The organism is Methylosinus trichosporium OB3b, from assembly GCF_002752655.1.
Classification (GTDB): Bacteria; Pseudomonadota; Alphaproteobacteria; order Rhizobiales; family Beijerinckiaceae; genus Methylosinus; species Methylosinus trichosporium.
Window position 1 is genome coordinate 1,954,117 of the sequence record NZ_CP023737.1, and the last position, 13,384, is coordinate 1,967,500.

Annotated in this window: 10 protein-coding genes and 2 rRNA genes (1 of these 12 cut by a window edge); 7 read left to right on the forward strand and 5 right to left on the reverse strand. The window is 62.6% G+C overall.

What is annotated here, in order from left to right; translation table 11 throughout:
• Positions 1-94 precede the first annotated feature (94 nt).
• From CQW49_RS09480 to CQW49_RS09490, 3 genes are all read left to right on the forward strand, one after another.
• Positions 95-937 carry a tetratricopeptide repeat protein gene (locus CQW49_RS09480; protein WP_162150812.1) on the forward strand — a complete coding sequence of 281 codons (843 nt, stop codon included), beginning with the start codon at positions 95-97 and terminating at the stop codon, positions 935-937.
• Between the two features lie 65 nt (positions 938-1,002).
• Positions 1,003-3,021 (forward strand): DNA topoisomerase IV subunit B, encoded by a 2,019-nt coding sequence (parE, locus tag CQW49_RS09485; protein WP_003613930.1) that lies wholly within the window; start codon positions 1,003-1,005, stop codon positions 3,019-3,021.
• A gap of 146 nt (positions 3,022-3,167) precedes the next feature.
• The gene (locus CQW49_RS09490; protein ID WP_040567359.1) at positions 3,168-4,187 is read left to right on the forward strand and encodes a sensor histidine kinase; all 1,020 of its coding nucleotides are present in this window, start codon (positions 3,168-3,170) and stop codon (positions 4,185-4,187) included.
• Positions 4,188-4,405: 218 nt separating this feature from the next.
• On the opposite strand, the gene dapE is transcribed toward CQW49_RS09490, so the two are convergent.
• Complete coding sequence (gene dapE, locus CQW49_RS09500) at positions 4,406-5,563, reverse strand: succinyl-diaminopimelate desuccinylase (RefSeq protein ID WP_003613928.1); 1,158 nt, start codon at positions 5,561-5,563, stop codon at positions 4,406-4,408.
• Between the two features lie 71 nt (positions 5,564-5,634).
• On the reverse strand, positions 5,635-6,540 hold the full coding sequence (locus CQW49_RS09505) for a class I SAM-dependent methyltransferase (RefSeq protein WP_003613927.1): 906 nt from the start codon (positions 6,538-6,540) through the stop codon (positions 5,635-5,637).
• Between the two features lie 158 nt (positions 6,541-6,698).
• On the opposite strand from CQW49_RS09505, the gene CQW49_RS09510 reads away from it, so the two are divergent.
• Entirely contained in the window at positions 6,699-6,944 is a 246-nt protein-coding gene (locus CQW49_RS09510; protein WP_003613925.1) for a hypothetical protein, read from the forward strand.
• 111 nt (positions 6,945-7,055) lie between these two features.
• Here CQW49_RS09510 and CQW49_RS09515 read toward each other — a convergent pair whose 3' ends face one another.
• On the reverse strand, positions 7,056-7,304 hold the full coding sequence (locus tag CQW49_RS09515) for a hypothetical protein (RefSeq protein ID WP_003613924.1): 249 nt from the start codon (positions 7,302-7,304) through the stop codon (positions 7,056-7,058).
• 229 nt (positions 7,305-7,533) lie between these two features.
• On the opposite strand from CQW49_RS09515, the gene parC reads away from it, so the two are divergent.
• The 3 genes from parC (at position 7,534) to CQW49_RS09530 (ending at position 10,635) form a co-directional block, all read left to right on the forward strand.
• On the forward strand, positions 7,534-9,786 hold the full coding sequence (parC, locus tag CQW49_RS09520; protein ID WP_003613922.1) for a DNA topoisomerase IV subunit A: 2,253 nt from the start codon (positions 7,534-7,536) through the stop codon (positions 9,784-9,786).
• A gap of 163 nt (positions 9,787-9,949) precedes the next feature.
• Positions 9,950-10,318, forward strand: a complete 369-nt coding sequence (locus tag CQW49_RS09525) for a type II toxin-antitoxin system RelE/ParE family toxin (protein ID WP_003613920.1) — start codon at positions 9,950-9,952, stop codon at positions 10,316-10,318.
• On the forward strand, positions 10,297-10,635 hold the full coding sequence (locus CQW49_RS09530; protein WP_244593402.1) for a helix-turn-helix domain-containing protein: 339 nt from the start codon (positions 10,297-10,299) through the stop codon (positions 10,633-10,635). Before CQW49_RS09525 ends, CQW49_RS09530 begins: the two co-directional genes overlap by 22 nt.
• A gap of 176 nt (positions 10,636-10,811) precedes the next feature.
• Here the strand turns inward: CQW49_RS09530 and rrf are convergent.
• Together rrf and CQW49_RS09540 are read right to left on the reverse strand one after the other, a co-directional pair.
• Positions 10,812-10,927: ribosomal RNA gene (gene rrf, locus CQW49_RS09535) — 5S ribosomal RNA — on the reverse strand.
• A 75-nt stretch (positions 10,928-11,002) separates the two neighbouring features.
• Positions 11,003-13,384, reverse strand: a 23S ribosomal RNA gene (locus tag CQW49_RS09540); it runs 456 nt beyond the window's last position.

The window sequence follows — 13,384 nt, forward strand, 5'->3', positions numbered from 1 at the left end:
GTGGGCAGATTGTCTGGATTTCTGTAACCAAGCGCTTGCGATGAGCAATCGGCTAACGACGGACGGCCAAGTCGAGGCCCTTCGGCTCTCGGGTTTGTCGACCATCAGACTTGGTCGCGACCTGACTCCGATAATTCAAGCTCTAAAAACATATGACTCGCGCACCGCACAGAGAAACTGCCTTTTTCTAGAGGGATTCGATCTCAGAAATCGACGCCGATTAGATGAGGCTGAAAGTAAGTTTTTGAAAGCCTATGCACTTAGTTCTGGCAATGTTCACATAAACCGCGAACTAGCGGCGCTTTACTGTAAACAGCGGCGATATAATGAGGCTGAAGGCTACGCTAGAGCCGCCTACAAGCAATTCCCTACTAATGTCTATTTGCTTGACATAATGGCTGAAGCGCTATTGGGAAAGCGGCAGCTTGGTCTCGGCGTGGATGAAACTGAGTTGACCGACGTGATGCAATCGCTTGAGCGGTACGGCGATGCACCGGGATCTTCTTTCTATCTCATTCGGATGGCACAATCACAATTGTCTAACCGAAAATATAGGGACGCACTTCGGACGGTCAACAAGGCAATCGAGCGTAATGACAGCCATCCACCCGCTTACTTTCTGCGAACAGAGATTCTTTTAGCTCTCAATGATATTCCTCAGGCCGAACGTGATCTCGCTACCATCGATCAGTTACTTGCTGCCGAAGGCGGGTTCTCAGCAGATGATGAAGCGAGGAAAAGTGAGTTGGACATCAGAGTCCTCATCGAAAAGCGGCAATATAGTCAGGCGCATGCCGAAATTAAGAGAAAAGCTTTCGTTCTTCCGACCCACGTTTCTGACCGGCTTTCCCATAGTCTAGCCAAAGCTATCGCGTTTAGCGACGGCTTCGTCGCTAAAGAGCTACGAGAATGGGCGAATCATATACAAAAAAGGTAGTCGCCCATAGGACGACATGAGCCTCCCCCTCGCGCTCCCTTCCACGAATCGCTAAAATCCCCCTCATGGCCAAATCCGACGATCTCTTCGGCGGCGCTCAGCGCAAGCCCGCCTCCGCCGCTCCCGCCGCGAAGGCGCCCAAGGCGCCGGCGGAATATGACGCCGCCTCCATCGAGGTGCTGGAGGGGCTGGAGCCCGTCCGGCGCCGGCCCGGAATGTATATCGGCGGCAAGGACGAGGCCGCCATGCATCACCTCTTCGCCGAGGTGCTGGACAATTCGATGGACGAGGCCGTCGCCGGCCACGCCAGCTTCATCGAGGTTTCCCTCGAGCCGGACGGCTGGCTCACCGTCATCGACAACGGCCGCGGCATTCCCGTCGGCCCGCATCCGAAATTCCCCAAGAAATCGGCGCTGGAAGTGGTGATGACCATGCTGCACGCCGGCGGCAAGTTCGATTCGGGGGCCTATCAGACCTCCGGCGGCCTGCATGGCGTCGGCGTCTCGGTGGTCAACGCCCTCTCGGAGCGGCTCGAGGTCGAGGTCGCCCAGAACCAGCAGCTCTATCGACAGATTTTTTCGCGCGGACTGCCGCAGGGAAAGCTCGAGGAATTGGGCCGCATCGCCAATCGCCGCGGCACCAAGATTCGCTTCAAGCCGGACGCGGAAATCTTCGGCGCGGCGACGCATTGGCGCCCCGCCCGCCTCTTCCGCATGGCGCGCTCCAAGGCCTATCTCTTCGGCGGCGTCGAAATCCGCTGGCGTTGCGCTCCGGCGCTGATCGAGCCCGGCTCCGATGTGCCGGCCGAGGCGGTGCTGCGCTTCCCGGGCGGATTGCGCGATTATCTCGCCCGCGAGACCGAGGGCAAGGATCTCGTCGCCGATCAGCCCTTCGTCGGCAAAGTGCAGCGCGAGGGCGGCCATGGCTCGCTCGAATGGGCGATCGCCTGGTTCACCCATGAGGACGGCTTCTCCCATTCCTATTGCAACACGATTCCGACGCCGGACGGCGGCACGCATGAGGCGGGCTTCCGCCTCGCTCTGCTGCGCGGGCTCAAGGATCACGCCGAGCGCATCGGCCAGGCCAAGCGCGCAGCGCTGCTGACGGCCGACGATCTGATGGGCCAGTCGGCGGCGATGATCTCGGTGTTCATCCGCGAGCCGGAGTTCCAGGGCCAGAACAAGACGCGGCTGATGAATGTCGAGGCCTCGCGCGTCGTCGAGAATACGGTGCGCGACGCTTTCGATCATTGGCTCGCCGGCGCGCCGTCACAGGCGACCAAGCTCTTGGATTTCGCGGTGGAGCGCGCCGAGGAGCGGCTGCGCCGCCGCGCCGAGAAGGAGCAGGCGCGCAAATCGCCGACGCGCAAATTGCGCCTGCCCGGCAAGCTCGCCGATTGCACCAACACCTCGGCGCAGGGCTCGGAGCTGTTCATCGTCGAGGGCGATTCGGCCGGCGGCTCGGCCAAGGCGGCGCGCGACCGCGCCAGTCAGGCCGTCCTGCCCTTGCGCGGCAAGATTCTCAATGTCGCCTCGGCGGGCAAGGAGAAGTTCGCGGCCAATCAGCAGCTCGCCGATCTCGCCCAGGCGCTCGGCTGCGGCTCCGGCTCGCATTATCGCGACGAGGATTTGCGCTACGACAAGATCATCGTGATGACCGACGCCGATGTGGACGGCGCCCACATCGCCTCGCTGCTCATCACCTTCTTCTTCCGCCAAATGCCCAAGCTCATCGACGGCGGCCATCTCTATCTCGCCGTGCCGCCGCTCTATAAGCTGACGCAAGGCGCCAAGACGGTCTATGCGCGCGACGACAGGCATCGCGACGAGCTGGTGAAGAAGGTGCTGACCGGCAAGGGGAAGATCGAGACGAGCCGCTTCAAGGGCCTCGGCGAGATGATGCCGGCTCAGCTCAAGGAAACCACCATGGATGCGAAGAAACGCACGCTTCTGAAGGTGGTGATCGCCGGCGAGGAGCGCGAGGAGACCGCCGATTGCGTCGAGCGGCTGATGGGGACGAAGCCCGAGGCGCGCTTCGCCTTCATCCAGGAACGCGCGCCCTTCGCCACGGAGCTCGATGTGTGAGCGAGGACGGGAACCTCGCCGGGCCCGGGTGCGTTGTGAATGCGCGGGCGCAGCAGTAGCGGGCGCGACAGGTCGCCCGCGCGCGACGATTGCGCTATGCTCGCGCGGCTGACGCAATGCGGACGACCGTCGAAGAGGATGAGGTCTTGACCGACATCGACAGCAGACGCGCCGCCTCCGGCGACGGCGATTCCGCGCTGGCGCTGGAGCGCATGCGCATGGCGCTCGACGCCAGCCTCACCGGCATTTGGGACTGGGATCTCGTCACCGGCGAGGTCCATCTCGACGAGCGCGTGCGCGCGCTCTGGGCGCTGCCCGAGAGCGCGCCCGGCAGCTTCGAGATTTTCCGCAATGCGCTGCATCCCGACGACAAGGAACGCACGCGCGAAGCCGTCGAGGCGGCGCTCGATCCCGCCCATGTCGGCGATTACGAAGCGGAATATCGCGTGATCGGCCAGACCGACGGGATCGAGCGGTGGATCGCGGTGCGCGGCCGCACCGTCTTCGAGAACGGCCATGCGGCGCGCATCATCGGCACGGCGCGCGACATCAGCGACCGCAAGCGCCGCGAGCAGCATGTGCATGTGCTGCTGCGCGAGCTGGTGCATCGCTCCAAGAATCTGCTCGCCGTGGTGCAGGCGATGGCGCGGCAGACGGCCGCGGGCTCCCCCTCGCTCGAGGATTTTCAGCGCAAGTTCGCCGCGCGCCTGCAGGCGCTGGCGATGGCGCACGACCTGCTCGTGTCGCAGGAATGGCGCGGCGCCTGCATGCGCGAGCTGGCGAGCGCGCAAATCGGCTATTGCCTCGACATGGACAGCGTCGACACGCATATCGAGGGGCCGCGCGTGATGCTGAAGCCGGAGGCGGCGCAGAACATCGGCCTCGCACTGCACGAGCTCGCCGTGAATGCGCTCACCCATGGCGCGCTGTCGCAGCCCGGTGGGCGCGTCGAGCTCTGCTGGCGCAGGGAGGACGGCCGGTTCCTGGTCGAATGGCGCGAGTTCGGCGGTCCGCCCGTCGCCGATGCGCCCTGCGAGGGCTTCGGCCACAAGGTGATCAAGCGGCTCGTCGCTCAGGCGCTCGGCGGCGAGGCGACGATCGGCTTTCCGCCGGACGGATTCGCCTGGACGCTCGCCGTGCCGGCGGCGCAGGCTCTTGCCGAGTGACGCCGCGTCACTCGGCTTTCTCAGGTCCGGCGACGAGCGTCAGAATGAACGCTGGCTCGTTCGTGTTCCAATTCTCCATCCATATGTGCGGGATCGCATCATTGGGGGGAACGATCGCGCAGCGATGCCGATAGTCCGCCCATCCACTTGCTTCGTCGCTTCGCTCCTCGCAATGACGGAGCCCGATCATCGCAGTTTGTCGTGACGCAGCAGCGCCGTCACCTCGCGAAATATTTCTCGAGGATGCGCTTATAGACCGCGGTCAGCCGATCCACATCCTCGAGCCGCGCATGCTCGTCGACCGCATGGATCGATTCATTGACGAGTCCGAACTCCAGCACCGGGCATTCGCGGGTGATGAAGCGCGCGTCCGACGTGCCGCCGCTGGTGGAAAGCCCCGGCCGGCGCCCGGTCACCTCCTCGATCGCCCCCGCGACCAGCGCGGTGAAATCGCCCGGCGCAGTGAGGAAAGGCAGAGAATTGCACGGCAGGAACTCGACCTCGACCCGCGCCCCGGCCGCCGCCTCGTCGATCACGCGGCGGATTTCCGCCTGCAGCGTCTCGAGAGTCCAGCTGTTGTTGAAGCGAATGTTGAAGCGCGCGCGCGCCTCGCCTGGAATGACATTCGCGGCCTGATTGCCGATGTCGATCGAGGTCACCTCGAGATTGGAGCGGTCGAAATGCTCCGTGCCCTCGTCGAAGCGATGCGTCGATAGCGCCGTGACGATGCGCGCCACCGCCGGCGTCGGATTGTCGGCGCGATGCGGATGCGCCGAATGCCCCTGCTTGCCGCGCACCACGAGGCGTCCGTTGAGCGAGCCGCGCCGGCCGATCTTGATGGTGTCGCCGATCGCCTCCAGATTGGTCGGCTCGCCGACGATGCTGTGGTCGAAGACTTCGCCCTGGGCTCTCGCCCAGTCGAGCATCTTCACCGTTCCATTGACCGCCGGCCCTTCCTCGTCGCCGGTGATGAGGAAGGAAATGGCGCCCCTCGGGACGCCATGCTCCCTCACGAAATCGATCGCGGCGGCGGCGAAGGCGGCGATGCCGCCCTTCATATCCGAGGCGCCGCGGCCGAAGATTTTGCCGTCGGCGATCTCGCCGGAGAAGGGATCGAAGCGCCAGCGCGCCGGATCGCCGCTCGGCACCACATCCGTATGGCCGGCGAAGACGAGATGCGGGCGCCCCTCGCCGATCTTGGCGAAGAGATTGTTGATGTCGGGCGTCCCCTCTTCCGAGAAGACGAGCCGATGGGTGGTGAAGCCGGCCTCCTTCAGACGCTGCTCGAGCACACCGAGCGCGCCGGCGTCGGCCGGGGTGACGGAGGGGCAGCGGAGGAGATCGCGGGTAATGGAGAGCGCGGGGGAAAGTGTCATGCGCGCAAAATTAGGGAAAGCCGCCGAGTCGCGCAACCGTGCTGCGATTCCGTTCGATCGGAAAGCGCTCTCTATCCGTTCTCGCTCCTGTGTCCGGCCGCCTGCACCAGGATGAAGGAAGGAAATGTCGCGTTCCAGGCGCCGACTTGGCGCGACGGCATGACCGCGGCCGGCGGCAGGATCGCGCAGCGATGCTTATAGTCGGCGGCGTCGACGACGAGCCCGGCGTCCTCGAAGATGAGGCGAAGGGCCTCGCGGCTGAAGCGAAAGAAATCGCTCGGATAGGCGTGGAGCGGAAAGCTCTGATGCGTCGACACCAGGAAGAGTCCGCCCGGGGCGAGCACGCGCGCGATCTCGCGGGCGGCGATCCAGGGGCGCTCCAAATGCTCGAACACGGCGTTGGCGAGGACGCAATCGAAGGTCCCCGACCAATGCGCCGGCAGCGCGTGGAGATCGCCGACGACATCCACATCCAGACCGGCGACGATGTCGAGCTTCACATAATCGCGCTGCGCCACCCAGGGAAAGCGCCGGTGCGAATGGGTCGCATGCCCAGGGTTCGATTGCAGAGTGCCGGCTTCGAGCACTCTGGCCGGACGCCTTTCCCCGGCGAGGCGGTCGAATGTGGCGTCGACATCGACGAGAGCGGGCGCGTCGGCGAGCGGCGCAGCGCGGCCTCTAACGGAGGGCGCTGGCTCCGCGCGCCCTGCGCACCCGCCCGCGCGAATGAAATGCAGCAGCGGGTTCACTCCGGCGCGGGCGACTTCAGGATGGCTGTCGAGATAGGCCGCGGTCGAGAACGCCCAGCTCGGATCGCGCTTTTCCGCTGCGCCATGGTCGAGATAGTGCCGCGCCGGATCGAGCCCCGTCGCCTTCACGTCCGGATAGGTGTGCAAATACCAGTCGGCGTTGAAATATCTCGACATTCGGAGCGACAAGAGATCATGGAGGCGCGAAAATTTTCGACGCAACGGCATCCGCTCTCGTCTCCTGGCTCGAGCCTGCGCGATCGGCGCGGGCTGCGCCGCCGGTCCTGGCCTCATAGCGCAGACGAAAGCGCGTGTCTCGCCCTCGGCCCTGGCCCGGAATCTGCTTTCCCGCGCCTTGCAGGAATAATGTTCGAAAGGGAACGGAAATGTCCGAGGCGACCGGCGGCTATTTCATCGATTGGGACGGCAAGATGCGGCCGATCGACCAGCCCGGCAAAGGGCTGCGCTGCGAGGTGGATTTGAAGGCCAAATATGTGATGGTCTTCAATAAATATGGCGGTCTCGACCATGAATCGACTTGGTATGCGGACGAGGCCGCAGTCGCCAAGGCGGGCCTCAAGGTCGTCCATGCCGACCTCGACGCGGCGATCCGCATCTCCTCGATCGATTGAGAGCGTCGCATCGCGCGACGGAGCGAGCCTGAAGGCTCGCGGTCCTGGGCGCCCCTCGGACCGCGAGCCTTCAGGCTCGCATTTCGCGTCGTCGATAGAAGGCTGGACTCGTCAGCGATCGTCCTCGCAGATGACGCGCTTCTCGCGGCTGCTCACGCCATAGCCCTCGTCCACTGCGACATCGACCTCCCGGCACAGCGCCTCGGGCGAAGCCGCGCGCCGTCCGGACTTGCCCGGAGTCGGCTCCTCTTGTCCCGGCGACAGCCAATCGAACAGAGGAAAGCTGAAAGGACCGGCGTCGGCGCGCGTCAGCGACAGCCCGGCGACGAGCGTGGTGAGGATCAACAGCGGCGTCTTCATGGGAAGGCTCGAGGAAAAAGGCCTCGGCGTCTCCGAAGCGCGTCGCCGTCTTACTCGACCTTTGGCGCAGCAGCAATGCTCTCCGGCGGGATATGGTTCACGTCCAGGCGTTGGAGGGCTTCGAGCGAATTCCGTTCGATCGAGCAATTCCGTTCGATCAGAAAGCGCTCTATAGACGACGGCTCGGCGGGCCGGGGCGAATCGACGCCCGGCTGAAGGAGCGTTCGACATGGCAAAGAGCGGAACGCCGGCGGGGGACGCCGGCGGCGGCGAGGCGCTGATCCCGGTCGAGCTGCGCGAGGCGCTCGAGGAGCGTTATCTCACCTACGCCCTGTCCACCATCACCGGCCGCGCTCTGCCGGACGCGCGCGACGGACTGAAGCCCGTGCATCGCCGCATTCTCTACGGCATGCAGACCCTGCGCCTCGCGCCCGACGCGCCGTTCAAGAAATGCGCGAAGATCGTCGGCGATGTGATGGGCTCCTTCCATCCGCATGGCGATCAGGCCATCTATGATGCGCTGGTGCGCCTCGCGCAGGACTTTTCCTCGCGCTATCCGCTCGTCGACGGCCAGGGTAATTTCGGCAATGTCGACGGCGACGCCGCCGCCGCCTATCGCTACACCGAAGCGCGCATGACCGCTGTCGCGCGGCTGCTGCTCGAGGGGATCGACGAGGACGCGATCGACTTCCGCCCCAATTATTCGGGCGAGGAGCAGGAGCCGGTGGTGCTGCCGGCCGCGCTCCCCAATCTGCTCGCCAATGGCGCGCAGGGCATCGCCGTCGGCATGGCGACTTCGGTCCCGCCCCATAATCTCGCCGAGCTCTGCGACGCGGCGCTCTATCTGATCTCGCATCGCGAGGCGACCGCCGAGCAATTGATGAACTTCGTGCAGGGGCCCGACTTCCCGACCGGCGGCGTCGTCGTCGATCCTCGTCCGCAGATCGTCGAGACCTATCGCACCGGCCGCGGCTCCTTCCGCCTGCGCGCGCGCTGGCATAAGGAGGAGACTGCGCGGGGCCAATGGGTGGCCGTCGTCACCGAGATTCCCTATGGCGTGCAGAAGTCGCGCCTCATCGAGAAGCTCGCCGAGCTGATCGTCGACAAGAAGGCGCCGCTCGCCGGCGATGTGCGCGACGAATCTGCGGAGGATGTGCGCGTCGTCATCGAGCCGCGCGCGCGCGCCGTCGATCCGGCGCTGATGATGGAGACGCTGTTCAAGCTCTCGGAGCTGGAGATCCGCTTTCCCGTCAATATGAATGTGCTGGTCGACGGCGCCGTCCCGCGCGTCGTCTCGCTCGATGAGGCGTTGCGGCAATGGCTCGACCATCGCCGCGAGGTGCTGGAGCGCCGCTCGCGCCACCGCCTCGCCGCCATCATCCGTCGGCTCGAGGTGCTCGACGGCATGATCATCGTCTTCCTCAATCTCGACGAGGTGATCCGCATCATCCGCGAGGAGGACGAGCCCAAGCAGGCGCTGAAATCCGCGTTCGATCTCACCGACGTGCAGGTCGATTATATTCTCGACACGCGCCTGCGCGCGCTGCGCCGGCTGGAGGAAATGGAGCTGCGCAAGGAGCGCGAGAAGCTCATCGAGGAGCGCGCCGAGATCGAAGGCCTGCTCGCCGAAGAGGCCAAGCAGTGGAAGGCGATCACCGCGCAAATCCGCGAGCTGAAGAAGACGGTCGGCGATCCGAGGCTGGCGAAACGGCGCACCACATTCGAGGACGCGCCCGAGGCGACCGACATCGATCTCGCAGAGGCGCTGATCGAGCGCGAGCCGATCACCGTCGTCGTCTCGCAAAAAGGCTGGATCCGCGCGCTCAAGGGGCATGTGTCGGATCTGTCGCAGCTGCAGTTCAAGGGCGACGACGCGCTCGATTTCTCCTTCTTCGCGCAAACGACGTCGAAAGTTCTGGCGCTGGCCTCCAATGGCAAGGCGTTCACGCTCGATGCGTCCAAGCTTCCGGGCGGGCGCGGCCATGGCGAGCCGATCCGGCTGATGGCGGAGATCGACGAGGATGCGGCGATCGTAAAGGTCTTCCTGCATACGCCGGACGCACTGCTGCTGCTCGTCTCCGACGACGGCCGCGGCTTCGTCGTCTCGCAGAACGACCTCGTGGCGACGACGCGCAAGGGCCGCGCCGTGTTCAATGTCGATCCGCCGGCGAAGCTGAAGATCGTAGCGCCCGCCGAGGGCGACCATGTCGCGATCATCGGCGAGAACCGCAAGCTGCTGGTGTTCCCGCTCTCCGAGGCGCCGCAGATGGCGCGCGGCAAGGGCGTGCGGCTGCAGCGCTACAAGGACGGCGGCGTCGCGGACGCCAAGGTGTTCGCATTGGCGGATGGGCTGACATGGACGGATACGTCCGCGCGCGTCCACACGGTGGACAAGCGCGAGCTGGCGGAGTGGGTCGCGCATCGGGCGGAGGCGGGACGGCTGCCGCCGCGGGGGTTCCCGAAGAACAATCGGTTCGGGTGACTTTGCCGACCGCGGACGCTTGAAATATGATAGCCGTTATTATACATTGAGCTTCTTATAATTCGCACGGGCGGCATCGCGAGGATTCACACCCGGAAACCAGAAAGAGGGAACATCATGCCTGACATCACAGCTGGGCCGTTTAGGCCGGGCGGGAGACGCTATGGAAATCCACGTTCCGAAGTCGCTTCAGCGCGACGGAAAAAAGGCGGGCCTCACTGACGAAGATTACCGGACCGCGATCAGAAAAGCAGAGCGGGGCCTAATCGATGCCGATCTCGGCGGAGGTCTCATCAAACAACGCATCCCGAGGGACCGTCTGAGCGGCGCGAGAGGGTCGCGAGCGATCATATTTTACAAGAGGGGCAAGCTGGCGATCTTTCTACATCTCTTTGCCAAGAGCACGAAGGGCAATCTAACCGACTCTGAGTTGGCTGAGTTTTTAGAGTTCGGCCGGAACTTGGATCGGTTGACGGACATTGAACTGCAAGCTCTCGGCGAGCGAAGAGGATGGCGAAAGATCGAGCTATGACAAACAAGCGCTACCGCAGCGACGCCCTTCGATCTCTTCACGAGATCGCCGTGGACCTGAATGCGGTCGGCGCGATCGACAAGGCGACCATGCGGCGGTTCGACGTGAGCTGCCTGACACCGGCCGAGCCGCTGTCGCCCGAGGCCATCAAGAAAATCCGCGAGAAAGCCAATATGAGCCAGGCGACTTTCGCCTTGGCGCTGAATGTGAGCAAGATTCTTGTCAGCAAATGGGAGCGCGGCGAGACGCGCCCGAGCGGCCCTTCGCTGAAGCTTCTCGCCCTGGCCGATCGCAAGGGTATCGAAGCGATCCTGTGATGGGGCAAACGCGCTACGAGCTGATCTTGTTCTGCCTTTATGGGCAAAGGCGAACGCCACCGCAGAGAGCGCTTTCCGGAGTGAGAGCAGTGATGAGCTGGATTTGATGCGCGCGCCGCACTGGCGCAAGCGCTTCAGTTGAAGTCGATTGTGAAGAGGACATTTGTTCTTTGCGGGCCTGGCGACGACCTACTCTCCCAGGTCTTGAGACATAGTACCATTGGCGCTGGAGCGTTTGACGGCCGAGTTCGGGATGGGATCGGGTCTGATCGCTTCGCTGAAAGCCACCAGGCCGGCGAAGAACAAGTGGAGCAAACTGGTTTCTATTGGGGCGTCCATCTGGTTGGATGGGCATTGATTAATGAGAACGATCAAGCCGATCGAGCTATTAGTACCGGTAAGCTTCACGCATTGCTGCGCTTCCACACCCGGCCTATCGACGTGGTCGTCTTCCACGGCTCTCGAGGGAGAACTGGTTTTGAGGTGGGTTTCCCGCTTAGATGCATTCAGCGGTTATCCCGTCCATACATAGCTACCCTGCACTGCGACTGGCGTCACAACAGGTCCACCAGAGGTATGTTCATCCCGGTCCTCTCGTACTAGGGACAAATCCTCTCAATTCTCCGACACCCACGGCAGATAGGGACCGAACTGTCTCACGACGTTCTGAACCCAGCTCACGTACCACTTTAATCGGCGAACAGCCGAACCCTTGGGACCTTCTCCAGCCCCAGGATGTGATGAGCCGACATCGAGGTGCCAAACAACCCCGTCGATATGGACTCTTGGGGGTTATCAGCCTGTTATCCCCGGCGTACCTTTTATCCGTTGAGCGATGGCCCACCCACTCGGGACCACCGGATCACTATGACCGACTTTCGTCTCTGCTCGACTTGTCTGTCTCGCAGTCAGGCAGGCTTATGCCATTGCACTCGACGAGCGATTTCCGACCGCTCTGAGCCCACCATCGCGCGCCTCCGTTACTCTTTGGGAGGCGACCGCCCCAGTCAAACTGCCTACCATGCACTGTCCCGGCCCCGGGTGACGGAGCGCGGTTAGACATCCATGACGATAAGGGTGGTATTTCAAGGGTGGCTCCACGCGAGCTGGCGCCCGCGATTCAACGCCTACCACCTATCCTACACATGCCGACACGAATGCCAGTGCAAAGTTACAGTAAAGGTGCACGGGGTCTTTCCGTCTGACCGCAGGAACCCCGCATCTTCACGGGGAATTCAATTTCACTGAGCTGACGCTGGAGACAGCGGGGAAGTCATTACGCCATTCGTGCAGGTCGGAACTTACCCGACAAGGAATTTCGCTACCTTAGGACCGTTATATTTACGGCCGCCGTTTACCGGGGCTTCAATTCAAGGCGTGAACCTCTCCTCTTAACCTTCCGGCACCGGGCAGGCGTCAGACCCTATACGTCATCTTGCGATTTCGCAGAGCCCTGTGTTTTTGGTAAACAGTTGCCACCCCCTGGTCTGTGCCCCTCCGACCCGCTTGCGCGAGCCGAAGGCCTCCTTATTCCGAAGTTACGGAGGTAAATTGCCGAGTTCCTTCAGCGTCATTCTCTCAAGCGCCTTGGTATACTCTACCTGTCCACCTGTGTCGGTTTCGGGTACGGTCTGATGCAGGGGCTATTTCCTGGCGCAGGTTCACCGCCCGGACAATCCAGTAAGTCCGAACGATTTATCCCACGCGTCACCACCTGCTGGCTCACGATTATTAACGTGATTCCCATCGACTACGCCTTTCGGCCTCGCCTTAGGGGCCGGCTAACCCTGCGAAGATTAACTTTACGCAGGAACCCTTGGACTTTCGGCGACACTGTCTTTCACAGTGTTTCTCGTTACTCATGTCAGCATTCGCACTTCCGATACCTCCAGGATGCCTCACGGCTGTCCCTTCAACGGATTACGGAACGCTCCGCTACCGCTCGCCTTGCGGCGAACCCAAAGCTTCGGCTCGTGGCTTGAGCCCCGGTACATCTTCGGCGCGGAAACCCTTATTTAGACCAGTGAGCTGTTACGCTTTCTTTAAAGGATGGCTGCTTCTAAGCCAACCTCCTGGTTGTTTTGGGATTTCTACATCCTTTCCCACTTAGCCACGAATTGGGGGCCTTAGCTGTTGGTCTGGGTTGTTTCCCTCTCCACAATGGACGTTAGCACCCACTGTGTGTCTCCCGCATAGTTCTTCCAGGTATTCGGAGTTTGGTTAGGTTTGGTAAGTCTGTGGGACCCCCTAGCCCATCCAGTGCTCTACCCCCTGGAGAATACATGCGAGGCGCTACCTAAATAGCTTTCGCGGAGAACCAGCTATTTCCGAGTTTGGTTGGCCTTTCACCCCTAACCACAAGTCATCCGAGTCTATTTCAACAGACACCGGTTCGGTCCTCCAGTGCGTGTTACCGCACCTTCAACCTGCTCATGGCTAGATCACTCGGTTTCGGGTCTATTGCTACGAACTGAACGCCCTGTTCAGACTCGCTTTCGCTGCGCCTACGCCTAGCGGCTTAAGCTTGCTCGCAACAATAAGTCGCTGACCCATTATACAAAAGGTACGCCGTCACCCTTGCGGGCTCCGACTGTTTGTAGGTATCCGGTTTCAGGAACTGTTTCACTCCCCTCGTCGGGGTGCTTTTCACCTTTCCCTCACGGTACTTGTTCGCTATCGGTCGCTGAGGAGTACTTAGGCTTGGAGAGTGGTCTCCCCATATTCAGACAGGATTGCACGTGTCCCGCCC

Excerpts from the sequence above, each read along its gene's own strand:
- dapE (WP_003613928.1), bottom strand. The coding sequence starts at position 5,563 with ATGACACTTTCCCCCGCGCTCTCCATTACCCGCGATCTCCTCCGCTGC.
- parC (WP_003613922.1), top strand. The coding sequence starts at position 7,534 with ATGGCAAAGAGCGGAACGCCGGCGGGGGACGCCGGCGGCGGCGAGGCG.
- parE (WP_003613930.1), top strand. The coding sequence starts at position 1,003 with ATGGCCAAATCCGACGATCTCTTCGGCGGCGCTCAGCGCAAGCCCGCC.
- CQW49_RS09525 (WP_003613920.1), top strand. The coding sequence starts at position 9,950 with ATGGAAATCCACGTTCCGAAGTCGCTTCAGCGCGACGGAAAAAAGGCG.
- CQW49_RS09515 (WP_003613924.1), bottom strand. The coding sequence starts at position 7,304 with ATGAAGACGCCGCTGTTGATCCTCACCACGCTCGTCGCCGGGCTGTCG.
- CQW49_RS09505 (WP_003613927.1), bottom strand. The coding sequence starts at position 6,540 with ATGCCGTTGCGTCGAAAATTTTCGCGCCTCCATGATCTCTTGTCGCTC.
- CQW49_RS09510 (WP_003613925.1), top strand. The coding sequence starts at position 6,699 with ATGTCCGAGGCGACCGGCGGCTATTTCATCGATTGGGACGGCAAGATG.
- CQW49_RS09530 (WP_244593402.1), top strand. The coding sequence starts at position 10,297 with ATGGCGAAAGATCGAGCTATGACAAACAAGCGCTACCGCAGCGACGCC.